This window comes from Streptomyces sp. NPDC045431, assembly GCF_040646655.1.
Classification (GTDB): domain Bacteria; phylum Actinomycetota; class Actinomycetes; order Streptomycetales; family Streptomycetaceae; genus Streptomyces.
Map to the genome: position 1 here is coordinate 135,021 of NZ_JBEZAQ010000006.1, position 20,534 is coordinate 155,554.

General features: G+C 72.3%; 16 protein-coding genes and 1 riboswitch. Of the genes, 6 read left to right on the plus strand and 10 right to left on the minus strand.

Going from position 1 to position 20,534, the window contains the following annotated elements; genetic code table 11:
* Positions 1 to 3: 3 nt before the first annotated feature.
* Positions 4 to 2,457: a DNA helicase PcrA gene (gene pcrA / locus AB0A69_RS16060; RefSeq protein ID WP_361421149.1), complete on the minus strand. Its 2,454-nt coding sequence runs from the start codon at positions 2,455 to 2,457 to the stop codon at positions 4 to 6.
* 198 nt (positions 2,458 to 2,655) lie between these two features.
* Positions 2,656 to 2,812, plus strand: a riboswitch (cyclic di-AMP (ydaO/yuaA leader).
* Here pcrA and AB0A69_RS16065 point away from each other — a divergent pair.
* A complete protein-coding gene (locus AB0A69_RS16065; RefSeq protein ID WP_361421152.1) occupies positions 2,811 to 3,806 on the plus strand; it encodes an NlpC/P60 family protein in 996 nt (331 codons plus the stop codon). Its footprint overlaps the riboswitch before it by 2 nt.
* Before the next feature lie 55 nt (positions 3,807 to 3,861).
* Here AB0A69_RS16065 and AB0A69_RS16070 read toward each other — a convergent pair whose 3' ends face one another.
* The gene (locus AB0A69_RS16070) at positions 3,862 to 4,215 is read right to left on the minus strand and encodes a hypothetical protein (RefSeq protein WP_361421155.1); all 354 of its coding nucleotides are present in this window, start codon (positions 4,213 to 4,215) and stop codon (positions 3,862 to 3,864) included.
* 291 nt (positions 4,216 to 4,506) lie between these two features.
* Between AB0A69_RS16070 and AB0A69_RS16075 the strand changes: the two genes are divergently transcribed.
* Together AB0A69_RS16075 and AB0A69_RS16080 are read left to right on the plus strand one after the other, a co-directional pair.
* The gene (locus tag AB0A69_RS16075; protein WP_361421158.1) at positions 4,507 to 5,598 is read left to right on the plus strand and encodes an NlpC/P60 family protein; all 1,092 of its coding nucleotides are present in this window, start codon (positions 4,507 to 4,509) and stop codon (positions 5,596 to 5,598) included.
* 12 nt (positions 5,599 to 5,610) lie between these two features.
* Complete coding sequence (locus AB0A69_RS16080) at positions 5,611 to 6,411, plus strand: GNAT family N-acetyltransferase (RefSeq protein ID WP_361421161.1); 801 nt, start codon at positions 5,611 to 5,613, stop codon at positions 6,409 to 6,411.
* On the opposite strand, the gene AB0A69_RS16085 is transcribed toward AB0A69_RS16080, so the two are convergent.
* The 3 genes from AB0A69_RS16085 to AB0A69_RS16095 all read right to left on the minus strand — a co-directional run bounded on the left by AB0A69_RS16085 (position 6,366) and on the right by AB0A69_RS16095 (position 9,684).
* On the minus strand, positions 6,366 to 7,541 hold the full coding sequence (locus AB0A69_RS16085; RefSeq protein WP_361421164.1) for an alpha/beta hydrolase-fold protein: 1,176 nt from the start codon (positions 7,539 to 7,541) through the stop codon (positions 6,366 to 6,368). The genes AB0A69_RS16080 and AB0A69_RS16085 overlap by 46 nt on opposite strands.
* Positions 7,542 to 7,627: 86 nt before the next feature.
* Positions 7,628 to 8,416, minus strand: coding sequence for a response regulator transcription factor (locus AB0A69_RS16090; protein WP_361421167.1), 789 nt, complete (start codon positions 8,414 to 8,416; stop codon positions 7,628 to 7,630).
* The gene (locus AB0A69_RS16095; protein ID WP_361421170.1) at positions 8,413 to 9,684 is read right to left on the minus strand and encodes a PspC domain-containing protein; all 1,272 of its coding nucleotides are present in this window, start codon (positions 9,682 to 9,684) and stop codon (positions 8,413 to 8,415) included. The genes AB0A69_RS16090 and AB0A69_RS16095 overlap by 4 nt, the downstream gene beginning before the upstream one ends.
* A gap of 153 nt (positions 9,685 to 9,837) precedes the next feature.
* On the opposite strand from AB0A69_RS16095, the gene AB0A69_RS16100 reads away from it, so the two are divergent.
* Entirely contained in the window at positions 9,838 to 11,187 is a 1,350-nt protein-coding gene (locus tag AB0A69_RS16100) for a PspC domain-containing protein (RefSeq protein WP_361421173.1), read from the plus strand.
* Between the two features lie 156 nt (positions 11,188 to 11,343).
* Here the strand turns inward: AB0A69_RS16100 and AB0A69_RS16105 are convergent, their stop codons facing one another.
* Together AB0A69_RS16105 and guaA are read right to left on the minus strand one after the other, a co-directional pair.
* A complete protein-coding gene (locus tag AB0A69_RS16105) occupies positions 11,344 to 11,859 on the minus strand; it encodes a DoxX family protein (RefSeq protein ID WP_361421176.1) in 516 nt (171 codons plus the stop codon).
* A gap of 165 nt (positions 11,860 to 12,024) precedes the next feature.
* Positions 12,025 to 13,608 carry a glutamine-hydrolyzing GMP synthase gene (gene guaA / locus AB0A69_RS16110; protein WP_361421179.1) on the minus strand — a complete coding sequence of 528 codons (1,584 nt, stop codon included), beginning with the start codon at positions 13,606 to 13,608 and terminating at the stop codon, positions 12,025 to 12,027.
* Between the two features lie 310 nt (positions 13,609 to 13,918).
* Here guaA and AB0A69_RS16115 point away from each other — a divergent pair, with 310 nt between their 5' ends.
* Together AB0A69_RS16115 and AB0A69_RS16120 are read left to right on the plus strand one after the other, a co-directional pair.
* Positions 13,919 to 14,209 carry a chorismate mutase gene (locus tag AB0A69_RS16115; protein WP_361421181.1) on the plus strand — a complete coding sequence of 97 codons (291 nt, stop codon included), beginning with the start codon at positions 13,919 to 13,921 and terminating at the stop codon, positions 14,207 to 14,209.
* 550 nt (positions 14,210 to 14,759) lie between these two features.
* A complete protein-coding gene (locus tag AB0A69_RS16120) occupies positions 14,760 to 15,899 on the plus strand; it encodes an LAETG motif-containing sortase-dependent surface protein (RefSeq protein WP_361421184.1) in 1,140 nt (379 codons plus the stop codon).
* Between the two features lie 72 nt (positions 15,900 to 15,971).
* Here AB0A69_RS16120 and AB0A69_RS16125 read toward each other — a convergent pair whose 3' ends face one another.
* The 3 genes from AB0A69_RS16125 to AB0A69_RS16135 all read right to left on the minus strand — a co-directional run bounded on the left by AB0A69_RS16125 (position 15,972) and on the right by AB0A69_RS16135 (position 19,951).
* Complete coding sequence (locus AB0A69_RS16125; RefSeq protein ID WP_361421187.1) at positions 15,972 to 17,780, minus strand: GMC family oxidoreductase; 1,809 nt, start codon at positions 17,778 to 17,780, stop codon at positions 15,972 to 15,974.
* 29 nt (positions 17,781 to 17,809) lie between these two features.
* A complete protein-coding gene (locus tag AB0A69_RS16130) occupies positions 17,810 to 19,489 on the minus strand; it encodes a succinic semialdehyde dehydrogenase (RefSeq protein ID WP_361421190.1) in 1,680 nt (559 codons plus the stop codon).
* A 114-nt stretch (positions 19,490 to 19,603) separates the two neighbouring features.
* Entirely contained in the window at positions 19,604 to 19,951 is a 348-nt protein-coding gene (locus AB0A69_RS16135) for a hypothetical protein (RefSeq protein ID WP_361421679.1), read from the minus strand.
* Between the last annotated feature and the right edge of the window lie 583 nt (positions 19,952 to 20,534).

A 20,534-nucleotide genomic window follows, 5' to 3' on the forward strand; every position in this document is an offset into this window, starting at 1 on the left:
CGCTTACAGCTTCTCGACCGGCGCGTACCGCAGCAGCAGCCGCTTCGGCTTCTCGTCCCCGAAGTCGATCGTCGCCTGCGCGTCGGCGCCCGCGCCCGTCACCGCCATCACGGTCCCGAGCCCGAACTGGTCGTGCGTCACCCGGTCCCCGACCGCCAGCGCGATCACCGGCTTGTCGGTCGTACGCCGCGTGGCGAAGCCCGACGGGCCGGAGCGGGAGCGCGAGGACGACAGCGACGCGGTGATCCCGGAGGCCGGGCCGCCGGACGACGGCTTGGCCATCGCGCCCGTGCGCTTCCACTCCAGGTGCTGGGCCGGGATCTCCTCCAGGAACCGCGAGGGCGGGTTGTACGAGGGCTGGCCCCAGGCGCTGCGCATCGACGACCGCGTGAGGTAGAGCCGTTCGCGGGCGCGCGTGATGCCGACGTACGCGAGGCGCCGCTCCTCCTCCAGCTCCTTGGTCTGGCCGAGGGCGCGCATGTGCGGGAAGACGCCGTCCTCCATGCCCGTCAGGAACACCACCGGGAACTCCAGGCCCTTGGCGGTGTGCAGCGTCATCAGCGTGATGACGCCGGAGCCCTCCTCGTCCTCGTCCGGGATCTGGTCGGAGTCGGCGACGAGCGCCACCTGCTCCAGGAACTCGGCGAGCGTGCCGGGGTTCTCGCCGCGCTCCTGCTCGAACTCCAGGGCCACGGCGGCGAGCTCCTGGAGGTTCTCGATGCGGGTCTCGTCCTGCGGGTCGGTGGAGGCCTGCAGTTCGGCGAGGTACCCGGTGCGCTCCAGGACCGCCTCCAGGACCACGGCCGGACCGGCGCCGGATTCGGCGATGGTGCGCAGCTCGTCGAGGAGCGTGTTGAAGCGCTTCACGGCGTTCGCGGAGCGCGCCGCCATGCCGTACGCCTCGTCGACGCGGCGCAGCGCCTGCGGGAAGGTGATCTTCTCGCGGAGGGCCAGCGCCTCGATCATCGCCTCGGCGCGGTCGCCGATGCCCCGCTTGGGCACGTTGAGGATGCGGCGCAGCGGGACGCTGTCCTCCGGGTTCGCCAGCACGCGCAGATACGCCAGGACGTCCCGGACCTCCTTGCGCTCGTAGAAGCGGACGCCGCCGACGACCTTGTACGGCAGGCCGACGCGGATGAAGATCTCCTCGAAGACGCGGGACTGGGCGTTCGTCCGGTAGAAGATCGCGACGTCGCCGGCCTTCGCCTCGCCCGCGTCCGTCAGCCGGTCGATCTCGTCGGCGACGAACTGCGCCTCGTCGTGCTCGGTGTCCGCGACGTACCCGGTGATGCGCGAGCCGGGGCCGGCGTTCGTCCACAGGTTCTTGGGGCGGCGGCTCTCATTGCGCTCGATCACGGCGTTGGCCGCGGAGAGGATGGTCTGGGTGGAGCGGTAGTTCTGCTCCAGCAGGATCGTCGTCGCGTCCGGGTAGTCCTCCTCGAACTGGAGGATGTTGCGGATGGTGGCGCCGCGGAAGGCGTAGATCGACTGGTCGGCGTCACCGACGACGCACAACTCGGCCGGGGCGAGGTCGTCGTAACCCGTCCCCACCAGTTCGCGTACGAGCGTGTACTGGGCGTGGTTGGTGTCCTGGTACTCGTCGACGAGGACGTGGCGGAAGCGGCGGCGGTAGTGCTCGGCGACGTCCGGGAACGCCTGGAGCAGGTGGACCGTCGTCATGATGATGTCGTCGAAGTCCAGGGCGTTGGCCTCGCGCAGCCGCGCCTGGTACATCCGGTACGCCTCGGCGAGCGTCTTCTCGAAACCGTCGGCGGCCTGGTCGGCGAAGGTCTCCTCGTCGATCAGCTCGTTCTTGAGGTTGGAGATCTTGGCGCTGAAGGACTTCGGCGGGAACTTCTTCGGGTCGAGGTCCAGGTCGCGGCAGACCAGCGCCATGAGCCGCTTGGAGTCGGCGGCGTCGTAGATCGAGAAGGACGACGTGAAGCCGAGCCTCTTCGACTCTCGGCGCAGGATGCGGACGCACGCACTGTGGAAGGTCATCACCCACATGGCGTTGGCGCGCGGGCCGACGAGCTGCTCGACGCGCTCCTTCATCTCGCCGGCGGCCTTGTTGGTGAAGGTGATCGCCAGTATCTGGCCCGGGTGGACGTGCCGGGTGGCCAGCAGGTGGGCGATGCGGTGGGTGAGCACCCGGGTCTTGCCGGAGCCCGCACCGGCCACGATGAGCAGCGGCGAGCCGGTGTGGACGACGGCGGCGCGCTGCTGGTCGTTCAGCCCCTCCAGCAGCGCGGCGGGGTCCACGACGGTGCGCGGCGCACCGTCGCGGTGGTACGCGTCCCGGGCCGGGGGCACGTCGAAGCGGTCCCCGAAGAGGTCGTGCGGGACCTCCTCCGGGGCCGGGGCGTGGCCCTCGGCGTCCTCGGGGGGCGGCGGCGGTTCCTCGGAGGTGTGGTTCCGCAGGTCCGCCAGGAAGCTGTCGTCAAAGAGGCTGCTCATCGCCTATCGAGTCTAGGCCGCCCCACTGACAGTCGGGGCCGAACAGACTTCGTCGCAGAGCGCGATGACACATAAGCACCGCGTAAAGGTCACGAAAATGTATCCGGCATATCGAACATCATCCTTCACAGCACCACCACACGTTGGCTAGCGTGCCGCACAAGCGGACCGTTCCCTCATCGGCGAACCACGCCGATCGGACCGCCCACGCCGAATCCACTCTCCCCGCACGGGAGTTGGAACCGGGGACCCACCATGCACCATGGGGTGAATCGGCCGCTTCCGCAGGCCGTAGGGCACCTTCCGTTCGCCCGAACCCGCCGGTTGACCCGGTAGGCGGTCTACGGAAGGAGATGCCGGCCTTGGCGTCGCATCGCAAGCCGCGCAGCAGCACCACCCGCACGTTCGGTTCGTTTGGCACGTTCGGTACGAATTCCCCCGCCGTCGGGGTCACGACGGCCGCCATCGCCTCGGTCACGACCCTGCTGTCCGCCCAGTCGGCCGAGGCCGCGCCGGGCCGGCCGACGGTGGAGGAGGTGCAGAGGAAGATCGACGACCTCTACCGGCAGGCCGGAGGCACGGGTACGCAGGCGCAGCGGTACGCCCAGCCCGTGCGGCCCGCCCCGCCGGCCCAGCCCGTGCGGCCGGCCCAGCCCGTCGAGCCCGCCCCGCCCAGCCCGTACGTCCCGCACATCGAGGCGGAGCCGACCGCGAGGCCCGACAACGATGCCGTCGAGGCCGCCGAGGCGTGGAAGGCGGAGATCCCGGCCCCGCGGGCCGAGCCCGCGAAGACCCCCGAGGCGCTGCGCGCCGGCAAGCGGACGGTGCAGCGCAAGCTCGCGGAGGCGCACGCCCTGCTGGCGCGGGAGGAGACGCGGACGGAGACGCTGAGCGAGACGCCGACCGGGACGCCGACCGGGACGCGGGCGGAGGCCCCGGCGTACGGGCCGGAAGCCCGCGGGACCGAGAACGGAACCGGTCACGGGCCCGACCGCACCGCGGCCGAAGCGGACAAGGTGCTGGCCTTCGCCCGCGCCCAGCTCGGCAAGCCGTACGTCTGGGGCGCGGCCGGCCCGAGCTCGTACGACTGCTCCGGCCTGACCCAGGCGGCCTGGAAGGCGGCGGGCGTCGACCTGCCGCGGACCACCTGGGAGCAGGCCCGCGTCGGCACGCGCGTCTCCATGGACGAGCTGCGCCCCGGCGACCTGGTGTTCTTCTACGACGACATCAGCCACGTCGGCGTCTACCAGGGCGACGGCGTGATGATCCACGCCCCGCGCCCCGGGATGAACGTCCGCGAGGACGCGGTCCACTCCATGCCGCTGTACGGCTGCGTGCGCCCCGCCTGAGGGGCCCGCCTGAGGGGGGCGGCCCGCCCGTGGGAAGCGGGCCGCTCAGGTCACATCAGGTCCAGAGCGTCGCGATGAAGATGTTGGCGACGGTGAGGCCGCCCACGGCGCCGAACAGCGCCTTGTCGACCGTCTCCTCGTCCCGCTTGACGTAGACCAGACCGAGAATGACGACCAGGATCGCCAGCTTCACGCCGATCTTGATGTTGTTCACGGTCTGGTCGTCGGCCTGGTTGAGCCCGACCAGGGCCACACCCGTCACCAGCATGGTCAGCGCGCCGTGCAGCATGCCGGGGCTGAAGCGCGCCGTACCCGCGCCCATCGCCTTCATCTGGGACAGGAAGCCGCCCAGCAGGGCGCCGATACCGATGATGTGCAGCGCGACGAAGACATTGATGAGTACGTCCATGGGCCGGAGCCTAACCGGGGCCATAGCACCGGTCGCCGGTCAGGGTTGCCTCATTCGTCGCCTCGGTCACAGCTGATACGGAATGAGAGATTCCAGGCGCGTCGCCGCCAACGGAAGCCGTTCCCGAACTCTCACCTGCGGGCAATTGCGGTCACTCCCCCTCACCACCGTGACCGGCGGGTTTAGCGTCCTCCCCCAGGTGGCCGGTTCTCCCACCGCCGTCTTCCGACTCCCGGGCGGCGGCCGGCCACCCCACCCACACGCGACAGGGAAGGGAAGTGACCCGCCCTCGTGGCAGCTCACCCAGAACCTTCGAAGCACGGCGATGACGGCGGTCACGGCAAGCACCGCAAGCCCCGGCAGCGCTCCCTGAACGGATCTGCGGCCGGGCGGGTGGCCGGGCGCACCGCCGTCGGCTTCGTCCTCGCCGGGGCGGCGACCGCCACCGCCCTCAGCGGCGCCGGGCACGCGGAGCCCCGCCTGTCCCCCGCCCAGGTCAGGAGCGAGGTGGACCGGCTGCACCGGGAGGCCGAGGAGGCCACCGAGCGGTACAACGGCGCGAAAGAGCAGGCGGACAAGGCCCGCTCCTCCCTGGACGCCCTGCGGGACGAGGCCGCCCGCCGGACGGAGCGGCTCGCCGCCACCCGCCACGCGCTCGGTTCCGTGGCCACCGCCCAGTACCGGCACAGAGGCCTCGACCCCGCCCTCCAGCTCGCCCTCTCCAGTGACCCCGACGCGTACCTGGAGGGCGCCGCCCTCGCCGAGCGCGCCGGGACCCGCCAGGCCGACGCCATCGCCGCCCTGCGCCGCGAACTCGCCGGGCTCGCGCAGCTGCGCGCCGAATCCGGCGGCCACCTGCGGGAGCTGGAGGCCCGCCAGGACGAGCTGCGCCGCCACAAGACCACCATCCGGCAGAAGCTCGCCGCCGCCGAGCGCCTCCTGGGCCGGCTGTCCGCCCCCGAACGCGCCCGGTACGAGAACCCCGGCCCGTCGGCCGGAAGCCTCCCGCCGGCGCGAGCGCCGCAGGCGCCCAACCCGCGCGCCGCGCAGGCCGTCGCGTACGCGTACGGGGCCCTCGGCAAGCCGTACGTATGGGGCGCGACCGGGCCGTCGGCCTTCGACTGCTCGGGCCTCACCCAGGCCGCGTGGCGCTCCGCGGGGGTGTCCCTGCCGCGCACCACGTACACCCAGATCAACGCCGGACAGCGCGTACCGCGCTCCGCGCTCGCCCCCGGTGACCTGGTGTTCTTCTACTCCGGTGTCAGCCACGTCGGGCTCTACGTCGGCGACGGCAAGATGATCCACGCGCCGCGCCCCGGCGCGCCCGTACGGATCGCGCCGATCGACGAAATGCCGTGGGCGGGAGCGACCCGGGTCGCATAGGGTCCGGGATCCATGACCATGGATCGCGACACCCGTGAAGCCGTTCCCGACGGCATCGCCGCCGACCTCCAGGACTGCGTCCGCACCCTGGCGCAGCGGTCCCCCGACCACCGCCGCGTGGGCCCCTTCACCCTGCGCTACAACCCCGCATGGGACATCCCGCCCGCCAACTACGCCGTCCCCGACGCGGGCGCCGCGCCCACGAAGGCGGAGATCGACCAACTGGTGGCGGCCTTCCGCGCGCTGCAACGGTTGCCGCGCCTGGAGTTCCAGCCCGCCTGCGCGCCGGAGCTGGAACCTGCGCTGCTCGCCGCCGGGTTCACCGTCGAGCGGCGGGCGCCGCTGATGGCGTGCGCGCCGGGCGGGCTGCGGGAACCGGGACCCGTCGACGGCATCGCGTTCGGCGAACCGGCGGACGACGCCGCGTACGCGGCCGCCGCCGCGGTGCAGAACCTCGCGTACGGCGGGACCGGCGAGGCGGACGAGGGCGCGATCCGCTGGCTGCGCACGGCGGCGGCCGGCGGCGGCGTCGCCGGCGTCGCCACGGACACCTCCGACGGTACGACGGTGGGGGCGGGCGGCTGCTCGGTACCGGTGGACGGGCTGAGCGAGCTCGCCGGGCTGGCGGTCGCGGCGAGCCACCGGCGGCGTGGCATCGGCGCGGGCCTCTCGGCGTACCTGACGGCGACGGCGTTCGCGCGCGGTTGCCGGCTGGTGTGGCTGGAGCCGGCCGACGCGGCGATCGAGCGGATCTACGCGGGGATCGGTTACCGGCGGGTGGCGGAGAAGGTGGACGTCTCACTGGCTCCGTGACCCCCGGCGGCCCCCGCCCCGGGTCCCGTCCCCATGCGCGCCGTCAGCCACTCGAAGACCGCCGGCACCTCCCGCATCCAGGAGGCCGTGCGGTGGCCGCCCGTGACCTGGCGCACGTCGATCCGGGTCGGCGGCCGGGAGACGGCGCGCAGGTCCAGGCCCTGCTGGAAGCCGTCCTGCCCGTTCCCGGTGAACAGCATCGTGACCCTGGGCGGGGTCGCGGCCGCCTTCAGGAGGGTGAGCGGGTTGTGCCGGTGCCGCAGCTCCGGGTCCCGGCCGGTGAGCGAGGACGGCTCCGCGGCCGGGTCGTTGTAGCCGGACATGCTGATCGCGTACCCGTACCGGTCGGGGTGCGCGACGGTCAGCTTCGCGGCGCAGTGGGCGCCCGCCGAGTACCCGGCGACGGCCCAGCCGTCGGGTGTGTCGAGGGCGCGGAAGTTGTCGGTGACCATCCGGCGTACGTCGATGCTGAGCCACGAGTCGGCGTTCACCTTGCCGGGGATGTTCGCGCAGCCGGTGTCGGTGTCGCCGAGCAGGGTGGTCCGCGGCGACACCAGGATGAACGGCGCGACCTTGCCCTGCCGCATCAGCGGCTCCAGCTGCCTGCTCGCGTACAGGCTGCCGAACCAGGACTTCGGGGAGCCGGGGAAGCCGGAGAGCAGCTCGACCACCGGGAACCTGCGGTCCTTGTACGCCGGGTCGTCGTACTGCGGCGGCAGCCATACGTACACCTCTGCCTTCACCCCGGAGATCCGGCCCTTGAGGGTGGTGCGCCGGATGCCCTCGCCCATGCCCGGGTCGTCGACCGGCTCGAACGTCTGCCGCACCTTCGGCAGGTCGGTGACGCGCTTGCCGCCCGTGCCGTCGGGGCCGAGGTCGATCGCCGCGTCGACGTGGTCGCTGGTGCCGAGGAGGTCGCCCCAGCTGTCGTACAGGCGGTTGGCGTTGTTGACCGCGACGAAGACCACCACGATCGCGGTGAGCTGGGCGAAGGCGACCATGCCGAGCCGGAGTGCGCCCCGCACGACCGCCGGTCCGCGCAGTCGGGTCCACAGCACCAGCGGCAGCAGGACCGCGATCACGGCCAGCACGATCGCGGTCACGAGGAAGGGCGTACCCGTCAGGCTCATCACGGTCTGTAGGAGGGGCCCGGAACCGTGCGGGTTGCCCCGGTTATGTCCCGGTTACGTCCTGAGCGGCCGGGGACGGGTGGCCCTCAGACGAGGCGGCGGGCCGTCGCCCAGCGGGTCAGCTCGTGCCGGTTGGACAGCTGGAGCTTCCGGAGCACCGCCGAGACGTGCGACTCGACCGTCTTGACGGAGATGAACAGCTGCTTGGCGATCTCCTTGTACGCGTATCCGCGGGCGATCAGCCGCAGCACCTCGCGCTCCCGCTGCGTGAGCCGGTCGAGGTCCTCGTCGACGGGCGGGGCGTCGGTCGAGGCGAAGGCGTCCAGCACGAACCCGGCCAGCCGGGGCGAGAACACGGCGTCGCCGTCCTGCACCCGGAAGATCGAGTCGACCAGGTCGCTGCCGGTGATGGTCTTGGTGACGTACCCGCGGGCCCCGCCGCGGATGACGCCGATGACGTCCTCGGCGGCGTCCGAGACCGACAGCGCGAGGAAGCGGACCGGGTTCCGGGCGTCGGCCATCAGCGGCGCGCAGCGGCGCAGCACCTCGACGCCGCCGCCGCCCGGCAGGTGGACGTCGAGGAGGACGACCTCGGGGCGGGTCTCGGTGATCACGGAGACGGCCTCGTCGACGTCGGCGGCCTCGCCGACCACCTCGACGCCGGTCGTCTCGGTCCGGCCGATCTCGGCCCGGACGCCGGTGCGGAACATCCGGTGGTCGTCGACGAGCACCACCCGTACGCGCCGCCCCACGGGCTGCCCGGACTGCTCGGACTGCCCGGACTCCACGGGCCCCACGGACTGCCGCGACTCCCCGGACTGCCGGGACGCCCCGGACTCCCCGGGCCCTACGGAAGCCGTCGTCTCCTCGGTCATGCGTCCGCCCTCTCCATCTCGAGCTCCACTTCGGTGCCGTCCCCCGGCACCGACCGCAGCCGCGCGGTGCCGCCGTTGCGCTGCATCCGGCCGATGATCGATTCTCGTACGCCCATCCGGTCGGCGGGCACCGCGTCCAGGTCGAAGCCGGGCCCCCGGTCCCGTACGGAGACGAAGACGGTACGGCCCTCGACCTCGGCGTACACCTGTACGGCCCCGCCCCCGCCACCGTACTTGGCGGCGTTGACCATCGCCTCGCGCGCGGCCTGCGCCTGCGCGGCCAGTTTCTCGTCCAGCGGGCAGTCGCCGACGACCACGACCTCGATGGGGACGCCGTGGGTGTCCTCGACCTCGGCCGCGGTCCGCTTCACGGCCTCGGCGAGGGTCTCGGGCTCCTCGTCCGCGTCCTTGCCGGTGCCCTCCGGCTTGTACAGCCAGTCGCGCAGCTCGCGCTCCTGGGCGCGGGCGAGGCGGCGGACCTCGCCCGGGTCGTCGGCGTTGCGCTGGATGAGGGTGAGGGTGTGCAGGACGGAGTCGTGGACGTGGGCGGCGACCTCGGCGCGCTCCTGGGCGCGGATGCGCATGGTCCGCTCCTCGGAGAGGTCCTGCGACATCCGCACCAGCCAGGGCCCGGCGAGCAGCGCTATGCCCGCCAGCACCGCTATGGCTGCGGTGAGCGCCGTGCCCAGCTGGGCCGCCGAGCCGCGCACCACCATGAACACGGTCAGGCCCATGCCGACGAGCGCCACCCCGGCCAGACCGCGCGCGAGCTGGAAGAGGCGCTTGCGACGGCCGGAGCGGGACCACTGGGCCCGGCGCGCGTTGTCCGCCTGACGCCACACCAGGACGACACCGACGCCCACGAGCAGGATCGGCCAGACGTACCGCTCGCCGCCCAGGTCGACGCTGCCGACGAATGCAGCTGCGCCGATCAGCAGCGCGATGAGGGCGACGATCTGGCCCTTGTCGGGCTTGCGGAGGCGGCGGCGCCCGTCGGGGGTGGTCTCGAACACGGAACGCGGCTCGGCGGTCCTGGCCCTGCCCCCGACGCCGAGCGGGACGACGATCCAGAAGACGGCGTACAGCAGCACGCCCAGGCCGTCGGCCATGAAGAGGGCGAGGAAGACGAAGCGCACCCAGATGACGGGCAGGCCCAAGTGCCCGGCGAGGCCCCGCGCGACACCGCCGAGCATCCGCCCGTCGGCGCTGCGGTACAGCTTGCGCACGGGCGGTTCGTCGGTCTCGGGCGGACGGGTGGCGACGGGCATGGTCCGATCGTCACACGGCACCCGGCCCGCCCACATCAGGGTCGGTCCCCTACGCGGCCCTGAGACGGCTCCCCGGGGCCCAGGGGCGATATCAGGGACGGGCCAGGGTCGGCCCCGGTGCCGCCGGGGCGCGCGGACCGCCACCATGGACGTATGACCAGCACGACTCCCGCGCCGCCCGAGGAGGTTCCCGAGGGCGCGGCCGGCCCCGCCCTCTCGGGAACGCCCGCGCCCGCCGCCCCTCCGCCGCTGCGCCGCGCGCGCCGGCACAAGGTGCTGGCCGGGGTGTGCGGCGGTCTCGGCCGGCACTACGACCTCGACCCGGTGATCTTCCGGGTGGCGGTCGGCGTGCTCGCCGTCACCGGCGGCCTCGGCCTGCTCTTCTACGGCTTCGCCTGGCTGCTGATCACCGCCGACGGCGAGGAGGAGAACGAGGCGCGCCGACTGCTGTCGGGCCGCGTCGACGGTGCCTCGTTGACCGCCGTGCTGATGGCGCTCGTCGGCTGCGGGCTGTTCCTGTCGATGCTGGGCAACAGCAGCACCATCTCCTTCTCGCTGCTGCTCGTCATAGCGGTGAGCGGCGCGGCCGTCTGGTCGCAGCGGCGCCGGCTGACGGTCGAGGCGGAGGTGCCGCTGGACCCGGCGGCAGCGCACACGGTCGCGGAGGCGCCGCCCGAGACGCAGGCCCCGCCGCCGCCCGCGGCGCCGTCGTGGTGGCGGGACCCGATCGTCAAGGACGGTACGACGGGGCCGCTGGCCCTCGGCTACCTGTGGGGCCCCGAGGACGCGGTGGGCGTCGAGGACGCGATCCGCGTACGCGCCCACAGGCGCGCCTGGGCCCCGTCGCCGCCCGCCGCCCCGGCCCCGCGCGGCCCGCGTTCGATCGGCGGCACGGTCGTCCTGCTCGCGCTGCTGGCGGGAGCGCTCGGCACGGCCCTGCCCTGGGGGTCGCAGCCGCTCGGTACGTGCCTGCAGACGGGGCTCGCGTGCGCGCTGGGCGTCCTCGCCCTCGGCCTGGTGGTCAGCTCGTTCGTGGGCCGCACCGGCTTGGGCACGGTCTTCATGACGGTCGTCATGGCCCTGCTGCTGGCGGGTGCCTCGCTGATACCGCGGCAGATCGGCACCGAGTGGACCCGTACGACATGGCGACCGGCCACCGTCGCGGACGTCCAGCCGCGCTACGCCGTGGGCAGCGGCGTCGGCACGGTGGACCTCTCCAAGGTGGCCGTCCCCCCGGAGCGGACCCTGCGCACCTCGGCGGAGGTGGGCGCCGGCCGCGTGGAAGTGGTCGTCCCCCGGAACGTGACCGTGACGGTGCACGCCCAGGTGGGCCTCGGTGACGTGCGGCTTCCGGCCGACCCGTCCGGTGAGATCGACATCGCGCCGGACCAGGACACGGTCCGTACGATCCCCCCGCCCCGAGGGGTGCCCCCGGCCGGCACCCTGCACCTCACGCTGAACGCCGCGCTCGGACTGGTGGAGGTCACCCGTGCCGCTGCATGAGTTCCGCCCGGGCCGGCTGATCGCGGGCGCCACGGGCATGACGATCGCCGTCCTGTACGGGGGTGATGCCGCCGGTTCCTGGCACACGCCCTGGTACGCGGTGATACCGCTGCTCTGCGGCGGGCTGGGGCTGGCGGGCGCCGCCGCCTGGGCCGCCTACCGGCTGCGCCGCCGCCGCGCGGCAAGGACCGCGTCGACGGAGAGGACGGACGCCCCGGCCAGCACCAGCGGGAGCCACGCCATGAGGTAGGCGAGGTCGTTGCCGTAGTAGTAGGGGTCGGACTGCCAGCTCACGGTCAGCCACAGGCTCAGCGAGATGAGCGCCCCACCGGCGGCGGCGAGCCGCGCGAACAGCCCGAGCAGCGTCCCGACCCCGACGGCCAGCTCGCCGAAGGCGATGGCCTGCCCGAACGCCTCCGGGTTCTTCAGCGCCAGGTCGACCAGCCACGGCACGGCGGAGGAGTCCCGCACGGATCGCATCAGCTCGCCGACCGAGCCCGCTCCGGACGCGGCCAGGAACCGGTCGTCGGTGAGCTTGTCGAGCCCGGCGTAGACGAACGTGACGCCGAGGAAGATCCGCAGCGGCAGCAGCGCGTAGCGCGATGCCGCCGCCCGCAGCCCCCGGGGCGGCGTCCCCGTCGCCCCCGCCGTCCGGTACGTGTGCCCGCCCATCGCCGACCCGCCTCTCCGCCACCGCGTGAACCGATTCTCCGGCCCCACCCCATGGATACGCGACGGAAGGACCGCCGGTTCAGCGCTTCAGCGAGGTACGACGAAGCCGCCGCCCACGAGGGTGAACGGCGGCTTCATCCGGCTACGCCCGGAGTCGGAGTGGGGTCACTCCCACTCGATGGTGCCCGGGGGCTTGCTGGTCACGTCCAGCACGACGCGGTTGACGTCGCGCACCTCGTTGGTGATGCGCGTCGAGATCCGCGCGAGCACGTCGTACGGCATCCGCGTCCAGTCCGCGGTCATCGCGTCCTCGGACGAGACGGGCCGCAGGACGATCGGGTGGCCGTAGGTACGCCCGTCACCCTGGACGCCCACGCTGCGCACGTCGGCCAGGAGCACGACCGGGCACTGCCAGATCTCGCCGTCCAGGCCGGCCGCGGTGAGCTCTTCGCGGGCGATGGCGTCGGCCTCGCGCAGCAGGTCCAGGCGCTCCTTGGTGACCTCGCCGACGATGCGGATGCCGAGGCCGGGGCCCGGGAAGGGCTGGCGCTGGACGATCTCCTCCGGCAGGCCGAGCTCCTGGCCGACCATCCGGACCTCGTCCTTGAACAGCTTGCGCAGCGGCTCGATCAGCTTGAACTCGAGGTCCTCGGGGAGCCCGCCCACGTTGTGGTGCGACTTGATGTTCGCCGTGCCCGTACCGCCGCCGGACTCGACGACGTCGGGGTAGAGGGTGCCCTGGACGAGGAACTCGACCGGCTGGTCGTCCGGCGCCTCGGCCACGATCTCGGCCTGGGCCTGCTCGAAGACCCGGATGAACTCACGGCCGATGATCTTGCGCTTCTCCTCGGGGTCGGAGACCCCGGCGAGCGCGGCGAGGAACCGCTCCTGCGCGTCGACGACCTTGAGCTGGACGCCGGTCGCCGCCACGAAGTCCTTCTCGACCTGCTCCGTCTCGCCCTTGCGCATCAGGCCGTGGTCGACGTACACGCAGGTCAGCTGCGAGCCGATGGCCTTCTGGACGAGCGCGGCCGCGACGGCCGAGTCGACGCCGCCGGAGAGGCCGCAGATGGCGCGCTTGTCGCCGACCTGGGCGCGGATCGCCTCGATCTGCTCCTCGATGACGTTCCCGGTGGTCCAGTCGGGGCGCAGGCCGGCGCCGCGGTAGAGGAAGTGCTCCAGGATCTGCTGGCCGTGCGTGGAGTGCATCACCTCGGGGTGGTACTGCACGCCGTACAGCTTCTTCTCGTCGTTCTCGAAGGCGGCGACCGGCACGACGTCCGTGGACGCGGTGACGGTGAAGCCCTCGGGCGCGGCGGAGCAGGCGTCGCCGTGCGACATCCACACCGGCTGCTCGGCCGGGGTGCCCTCGAAGAGGGTCGAGGAGACCTTGCTGACGTGCAGCGGCGTACGGCCGTACTCGCGTGCGCCGGTGTTGTCGACCGTGCCGCCGAGGGTCGTGGCCATCAGCTGGAAGCCGTAGCACATGCCGAAGACGGGGACGCCGGCCTCGAAAATCTCGCGGTCGAGGGTGGGGGCGCCTTCCTCGTACACGGAGGACGGGCCGCCGGAGAGGATGATCGCCTTGGGGTTCTTGGCCAGCATCTCGGCCACCGGCATGGTGGACGGGACGATCTCGCTGTAGACCCGCGCCTCACGGACGCGTCGGGCGATGAGCTGGGCGTACTGCGCGCCGAAGTCGACGACCAGTACGGCGTCGGGCGCGGCAGCGGGATTCGCTGATGACACTACGGCGGCCTTCCGGCGGTGGGAGGAGGGGCTGTACGCCAATTCTACCGGCGCGCCCGCGCGACCTTTCGTCTCACCATCCGAACCCGAGCTTGCCGTGATGTGCGGATGCACCATACTGGCGCCCATGCACAAGCACCTGACCTACGTCTTTACCTATGGCACCGGGCCCGTCCGGCTGCCATGGTCGTGCTGCTTGAGCCACTGACAAGCGACTTCCCCAGGCGCCCCGGGCCGACAAGGTCCGGGGCGCCTGTCGTTTCCGGGCCATGCCGCTCGGGGCACCGCTCACCGACTGAGGAGCCCCGCCATGACCGCACTCGACTCGCTCGACAAAACCGGCGCCCGCACGGACGACGCCGCGGAGCTGATCACCGACGCGCGCGAGCGCATCGACGCGCTCGACGACCGGATCATCGGCCTGATCCAGGAACGGGTGGCCATCTCGGCCGTCATCCAGGAGGCCCGCATCACCTCCGGCGGCCGCCGCGTGAACCTGGCCCGCGAGATGGAGGTCCTCGCCCACTACCGCTCCGCGCTGGGCAAGCCGGGCACCGCGCTGGCGATGACGATGCTGGAGCTGTGCCGGGGCCGTATCTGAGTTCGGTCCCACCCTCACCCGTACGGCGCGTGACCGCACGGTACCGGCCTTCGTTGGATCGGTTGTCCGTGTCAGCCAGGGGCGGGCCGAAGAAACCACGCGTGGCTCCGCTGGAGCGTGTGGCGTACCCCTCGGGTACGTCGTGGGACCTCGCTCCAGCGTGCGTGACCGGACGGCAGGGGACAGCAGCCCGGTCACCCGAAAAAGCGGTCGGCTCCGGGGACGCCCGGAGCCGACCGCATCCGCCCCGGACCGCAGTCAGTCCCTCTCCCGGTCCCCGCACGTGCACCCATGCAGCACGCCGACGACCAAGGCCCCGCGGTGGGGATGACCGCGGGGCCTTGGCGTGCGCGGATCCCGGACGCCGGACACTAGGCCATTCGTGTGACGCGGGACACATAAACTTTTCGTCAGTTGGCGTGCAACCATCCCCACCCGTCACGGGTCATGCATGCGAAACAACGGCCACACCCGTGACACCCCCACCTCGGGAGGCGGCCCGCCAGACTCCGTGCCGCGTGATGCGGTACGCCAGACCACGAGGTCTTGAATGAAGCTTCGCCGCGCCATGGCGGTCGCCGCCGCGACCGCCGTCATCGCCCCTGCCGCCTTCCTGGCGGCTCCGGCCGCGTACGCGACGGACGGCACCACGAGCACGACCTCTACCGGCGGCGCCGGGGAGCAGGGCGCCACCACGCCCGACACGACGACGCCGGACACGGCGAACGACGACACCACGACGCCGGGCTCGACGACCCCGGACGACGCGGACACCACGGAGGGCGAGAAGCCCGCCGCCGAGGCCGAGAAGCCCGCCGCGGAGGACGAGAAGCCCGCCGCCGAGGGCGAGAAGCCGGCTGAGAAGCCCGCCGCCGAGGGCGAGAAGCCGGCCGAGGGCGAGAAGCCCGCCGAGAAGCCGGCCGAGGACAAGGACTCGTCGGGCAAGCCGGGCAGTGGCGACGAGTGGTCCCCCTACGACTGCACCGAGTTCAACCTCGACGAGAACCTCGAGGTCAGCGTCAACGGCCTGCCCAACAAGATCGTGGCGGGCTCCGGCTGGCACGACTTCAAGTTCACGGTGAAGAACTCCTCGGACGCCGACCTCAAGAACGTCTACGTCGAGACGTTCACCGAGTACGGCGACGACACCCCGGAGACGCTGAACGACGGCCTGGCCGAGCTGCAGTACAAGGACCCCGAGACCGACGAGTGGACCGACTCGTTCCAGGAGTCCTACGAGGACGAGGACGGCAACTACGTCTCGACCGGCAGCTTCGTCGGCGTCATCGACAAGATCGAGAAGGGCGCCACGGTCGACATGGAGCTGCGCGTCCGCGTCGACGCCAAGGCCCCGGCCGGTTCTTCCTTCGCCTTCAGCAGCGCCATCTACGCCGGCAAGGGCTCGGCCTGCAACGGCAACGGTGACGCGTACGAGTTCACGGTCGTCGCCGCCGGCAGCAAGCCGGGCGACGTGGAGGACGCCAAGCCGAGCGGCCAGAAGCCGGAAGGCAAGCCGAGCGGCACCAAGCCGCAGGGTGACGTCAAGCCGCTGCCCGTCACCGGCAACCTCGCCGAGACCGGTTCGTCGTCGATGCTGCCGGTGATCGGTATCGCCGGTGGTATCACCATCGTCGCCGGTGCCGGTGTCGTCTTCGCGATGCGTCGTCGCAACAGCGGCGCCACCGCGTAACCAGCACCACACAGACAAGAGAGGCGCTGCACTCGGAGGGGGGTGCAGCGCCTCTCGTGTGTCCGGGGCCGCTCAGGCCTTCGGCGGGACCGTGGGGATGCCCAGGAACGGGAGCTTCAGGGCCGCGAAGGCGTCCGCCGGGACCGCCGGGGACTTGGGTTCGACCGGGGTGAGGCGTTCGTAGGCGGCGCCTTGGCGGGGGCGGGGGTCCGGTTCGCCCTTGTTGGGCCAGAAGGACATGGCACGCTCCGCCTGGGCCGTGATGGTGAGGGACGGGTTCACACCGAGGTTGGCGGAGACGGCCGCGCCGTCGACGACCGAGATGCCCGGGTGGCCGTAGAGGCGGTGGTACGGGTCGATGACGCCGTCCTCGGCCGTGGCGCCGATCACGCAGCCGCCCAGGAAGTGCGCGGTGAGCGGGGTGCCCATGAGCTCGCCGACGTTCGAGCCGGCGAAGCCGTTGATCTCCTCGGCGAGGAGGGAGGCCGCGCGCGTGCCCTCGGGGATCTGCTTGGGGTTCGGGGCGCCGTGGCCCTGGCGGGCGGTGAGGAGGCCCTTCCCGATGCCGTCGCGCTTGCGGTAGGTGGTGAGGGAGTTGTCCAGGGACTGCATGACGAGCCCGATGATGGTCTTCTCCGACCAGCGGTGGTTGGAGAGCGAGCGCAGTGCCTGCAGCGGGTGGCGGGCGACGTTGCCGAGCCAGGCGGCGACGCGGTGGTCGGCGTACGGCACCTGGAGGATGGACAGGGACCCCATGGCGTTGGAGCCCTTGCCGTAGCGGACGGGCTCGATGTGGGTGTTGGCGTCCGGGTGGATGGAGGACGTGATCGCGACGCCGCGCGTGAAGTCGACGCGGCGGTGGCCGTGGCGCTTGCGGTAGCGGCGGTCCGTGGTCTGGGACCCGACCAGCGCCTCCGAGTTCGTGCGGGTCAGCTCGCCGAGGCGGGAGGAGAGGCGGGGCAGTTTCCCCTCGTCCTTCATGCGGTGCAGCAGGGTCTGCGTGCCGTACGTGCCCGCCGCGACGACGACGTACCGGCAGCGCAGTGTGTGCGGGGTGGCCTTGCGGCGGCGGTGCGTGGGGACGGTGGTGACCAGGTAGCCGTCGCCCGAGGCGGACTCGGTGACGGCGGTGACCGTGGTCATGGGGTGGATGACCGCTCCCGCCTTCTCGGCGAGGTGCAGGTAGTTCTCGGTGAGGGTGTTCTTCGCGCCGTGCCGGCAGCCGGACATGCACGAGCCGCACTCCGTGCAGGCGCTCCGGGCGGGGCCGGCCCCGCCGAAGTACGGGTCGGGCACGGTCGAGCCGGGTGTGGCCTTCGCCGTACCGTCGGCGTCCCGGCCGTCGCCGAAGAAGACACCGACCGGGGCGAGGTGGAAGGTGTCGCCGACCCCCATCGCCTCGGCCGTGGCCTTGAGGTGGACGTCCGAGGGGGTCATGGTCGGGTTGAGGCGTACGCCCAGCATCCGCTTGGCCTGGTCGTAGTACGGCGCCAGCTCCGCCTGCCAGTCCGTGATGGCGGCCCACTGCTTGTCCTGGAAGAAGGGCGCGGGCGGTACGTAGAGGGTGTTGGCGTAGTTGAGGGAGCCCCCGCCGACACCGGCGCCCGCCAGAACCATGACGTTGCCGAGCAGATGGATGCGCTGGATGCCGAACAGGCCGAGGGCGGGGGCCCAGAGGTAGTTCTTCACGTCCCAGGAGCTCTTGGGGAGGGTCTCCCGGGTGAAGCGGCGGCCCGCCTCCAGGACGCCGACCCGATAACCCTTCTCCGTGAGGCGGAGGGCCGAGACCGAGCCGCCGAAGCCGGAGCCGACGACGATGACGTCGTAGTCGTACGCGTCAGCCGGTTCATCCTGATTCTGGGCAGGGGGGACCTGGGGCATGGGCTCTCCTCGTACCGAAAAGGGGACTTCTAGCGGAAGCGGAACGCCTTCATCAGTCGCAGGCTGTGGCTCATGAACGCCGCGTACTTCTCGTCGTCCATGCCGAAGGACGGCGCCAGCGGCATCAGCCGCTGCTGCGCGATCGTCTGGGCCTCGGTGTACTTGAGGATGCCCTCGGAGCCGTGGCGGCGGCCGAGGCCCGAGTCCTTCATGCCGCCCATGGGCGACTGGACGCTGCCGTACGCCGGGGCGAAGCCCTCGTTGATGTTGACCGTGCCGGTACGCAGGCGGGCGGCGACGGCGTGGCCGCGGCGGCCGTCCTTCGTCCAGACGCTGGCGTTGAGGCCGTACGCGGTGGCGTTGGCGCGCTCGACGACCTCGTCCTCGTCCGTGAAGCGGTAGACCGAGACGACCGGGCCGAAGGTCTCCTCGGCGCAGACGGACATCGGTTCCTGGACGCCTTCGAGGATGGTCGGCTCGTAGAAGAGCGGGCCGATGTCGGGGCGGGCGACGCCGCCCGCGAGGAGCGTGGCGCCCTTGGCGACGGCCTCGTCGACGTGCCGGGTCACCGTCTCCAGCTGGCGCTCGCCGACCAGGGAGCCCATGTCGGCGCCGTACGCGAGGGAGTTGCCGAGCCGCATCGCCTTCGTACGGGCGGCGAAGCGCTCGATGAAGTCGTCGGCTATGGACTCGTGGACGTACAGCCGCTCGATGGAGATGCACAGCTGACCGGCGGAGGAGAAGCAGGCGCGGACGGCGCCGGCGGCGGCCTTCTCCACGTCCGCGTCGTGGAGGACCAGCATGGCGTTCTTGCCGCCGAGTTCGAGGGAGACCCCGACGAGCCGGGCGGCGGCGCCCTGGGCGACCTCGCGGCCGGTGCGGGTGGAGCCGGTGAAGGAGACGTAGTCGGCGTGCTTGACGACCTCGGGGCCGACGACCGGGCCGTCCCCGAGGACCACCTGGAAGACCTCGGCCGGCAGACCGGCTTCGATGAGCAGGTCACGGGCCCACAGCGCGGTCAGCGCGGTCTCGGTGTCGGGCTTCATGACGACGGCGTTGCCGGCGACGAAGGCGGGCAGCGCGTCGCCGACGGAGAGTTCGAGGGGGTAGTTCCAGGGCGCGATCTGGCCGACGACACCGCGCGGTTGACGCAGCTCCGTGACCTTGGTGAGCGCCGGTACGACGCCGGCGTGGCGCTTCGGCTTCAGGTACGCGCCCGCGCGGCGGCCGTAGTGGCGGGCCGCGACGGCGACGGCCTGGACCTCTTCGTGGGCGTGCAGGCGCGCCTTGCCGGTCTCCAGCTGGATCAGGTCCAGCACCTCGGCCTGGCGCTGGAGGACCAGGTCGTGGAAGCGGAGGAGTACGGCGGCGCGGGCGCGGACCGGGGTCGCGGCCCAGACCGGCTGGGCGGCGCGGGCGCGCGCGAACGCCTCGGCGACGTCCTCGGGGGTGGACTCCGGCAGGTCCGCCAGCTTCTCGCCGGTGAACGGCGTGTGGTTGGCCGTGCGGCCGGAGCCGACCACGCCGCGCGTGAGCTGGGCGACCACTTCGGGGGTGACCACATCGGCGGCGGTGCGGGCGCCGGCCGGGGCGGGGGCCACGGGGTTCGTCCCGATCCGCTCCGTCGCTGCGGGGGAAGCCGAGGGGGCAGAGGTGGCCCGCGTCTCCGTGGAGTCCGTCGTGTCCGTCGAGTCCGTCGAGTCCGTCATGGGGGCGAGGGTATGCGGAATGCCGGGCGCGCGGTACCCGCCGGTAACAGCTTTTCGCGGGACCCTCACACCACGCCAGCGATCACTGGCAAATAAGCCCTGATCAGGGGCTCGTCAGGCGTGCCGTACACGGAACGAATCCAGAACCGTGTCGAAATGGCGCTTCAGCTCGTCCAGGCGCGTGCGCGGTGCCGAGACCCACACGTTGTACAGGCGGCCGCCCTCGTCCCAGCAGATGTCGTACGTACGCCGGGGGCCCTCGCCGTCCGTGAAACCGTTCCAGGTGAACTCGCGGAGGGCGGCAGGCAGGCCGTTGTGCGTGGTGGGGGTGACCTTGGCGTCGCGGTAACCGGGGTTGCGGTCCGGGCCGTCGGCGTCGGCGCGGCGCATGGCCGCCAAGGGGCCGCCCTCGACGGGCCGGCGGATCCGGATGCCGATCCGGTACGCCTTGTCCGGGGACATGTAGTAGACGCGCTGGCCGTCGGTGCTGCGGAGGTATCCCTCCGGGACGACGAGGGAGAAGCCGCCGGGGTCGGAGACGGCGCGGTATCCGGCGGGTACGGGGGTGGAGCGCGTCGGGGTCGGGGCGGGAGCGGGGGTGGGGCCGTTCTGGTGCCCCGAGGGGGACGCCGTGACGGTGGCCACGGGCGGCGCGGCGCCGCCGTCACCGGTGTCCCCGGGGTCGTCGCGCAGGAGCAGCACGCCCGCGGCGCCCGCCCCGGCGAGTGCCGCGGCGGCGGCCAGCACGGTGGCGGCCACGACGGGGGTGCGGAGGGGGTGGCGCGTGCGGTGGGCGGTGGGCGTGGGGCGCGTGACGGCGGAGTGGGGTGGAGGGATGGGGGCGGCGGGGGCGGACGTGACACTGGGGGGAGGGGAGAGGGCGGAGGTGGCCGTAGCGTCACCGGGGCTGCTGGAGCATGTGGGGTTGGTGGGGCTGGTGGGGTTGGTAGGGGCGCGTGAAGCGCTTGGGTCGCCGGGGCTGTGTGAGGTGGTGGTGTCGCGCGGGGCCGGCGAGCCGCCCGAGGTGTCTGCGCCGACCGGGGCG

Bases quoted from the DNA above. Each gene is read 5' to 3' on its own strand.
- AB0A69_RS16065 (WP_361421152.1), top strand. From the start codon at position 2,811: ATGCCGGCCTTGGCGTCGCATCGCAAGCCGCGCAGCAGCACCACCCGC.
- AB0A69_RS16105 (WP_361421176.1), bottom strand. From the start codon at position 11,859: ATGGGCGGGCACACGTACCGGACGGCGGGGGCGACGGGGACGCCGCCC.
- AB0A69_RS16080 (WP_361421161.1), top strand. From the start codon at position 5,611: ATGACCATGGATCGCGACACCCGTGAAGCCGTTCCCGACGGCATCGCC.
- AB0A69_RS16130 (WP_361421190.1), bottom strand. From the start codon at position 19,489: ATGACGGACTCGACGGACTCGACGGACACGACGGACTCCACGGAGACG.
- AB0A69_RS16115 (WP_361421181.1), top strand. From the start codon at position 13,919: ATGACCGCACTCGACTCGCTCGACAAAACCGGCGCCCGCACGGACGAC.
- AB0A69_RS16135 (WP_361421679.1), bottom strand. From the start codon at position 19,951: ATGTCCCCGGACAAGGCGTACCGGATCGGCATCCGGATCCGCCGGCCC.
- AB0A69_RS16095 (WP_361421170.1), bottom strand. From the start codon at position 9,684: ATGCCCGTCGCCACCCGTCCGCCCGAGACCGACGAACCGCCCGTGCGC.
- AB0A69_RS16100 (WP_361421173.1), top strand. From the start codon at position 9,838: ATGACCAGCACGACTCCCGCGCCGCCCGAGGAGGTTCCCGAGGGCGCG.
- AB0A69_RS16070 (WP_361421155.1), bottom strand. From the start codon at position 4,215: ATGGACGTACTCATCAATGTCTTCGTCGCGCTGCACATCATCGGTATC.
- pcrA (WP_361421149.1), bottom strand. From the start codon at position 2,457: ATGAGCAGCCTCTTTGACGACAGCTTCCTGGCGGACCTGCGGAACCAC.
- AB0A69_RS16120 (WP_361421184.1), top strand. From the start codon at position 14,760: ATGAAGCTTCGCCGCGCCATGGCGGTCGCCGCCGCGACCGCCGTCATC.
- AB0A69_RS16125 (WP_361421187.1), bottom strand. From the start codon at position 17,780: ATGCCCCAGGTCCCCCCTGCCCAGAATCAGGATGAACCGGCTGACGCG.
- AB0A69_RS16085 (WP_361421164.1), bottom strand. From the start codon at position 7,541: ATGAGCCTGACGGGTACGCCCTTCCTCGTGACCGCGATCGTGCTGGCC.
- AB0A69_RS16090 (WP_361421167.1), bottom strand. From the start codon at position 8,416: ATGACCGAGGAGACGACGGCTTCCGTAGGGCCCGGGGAGTCCGGGGCG.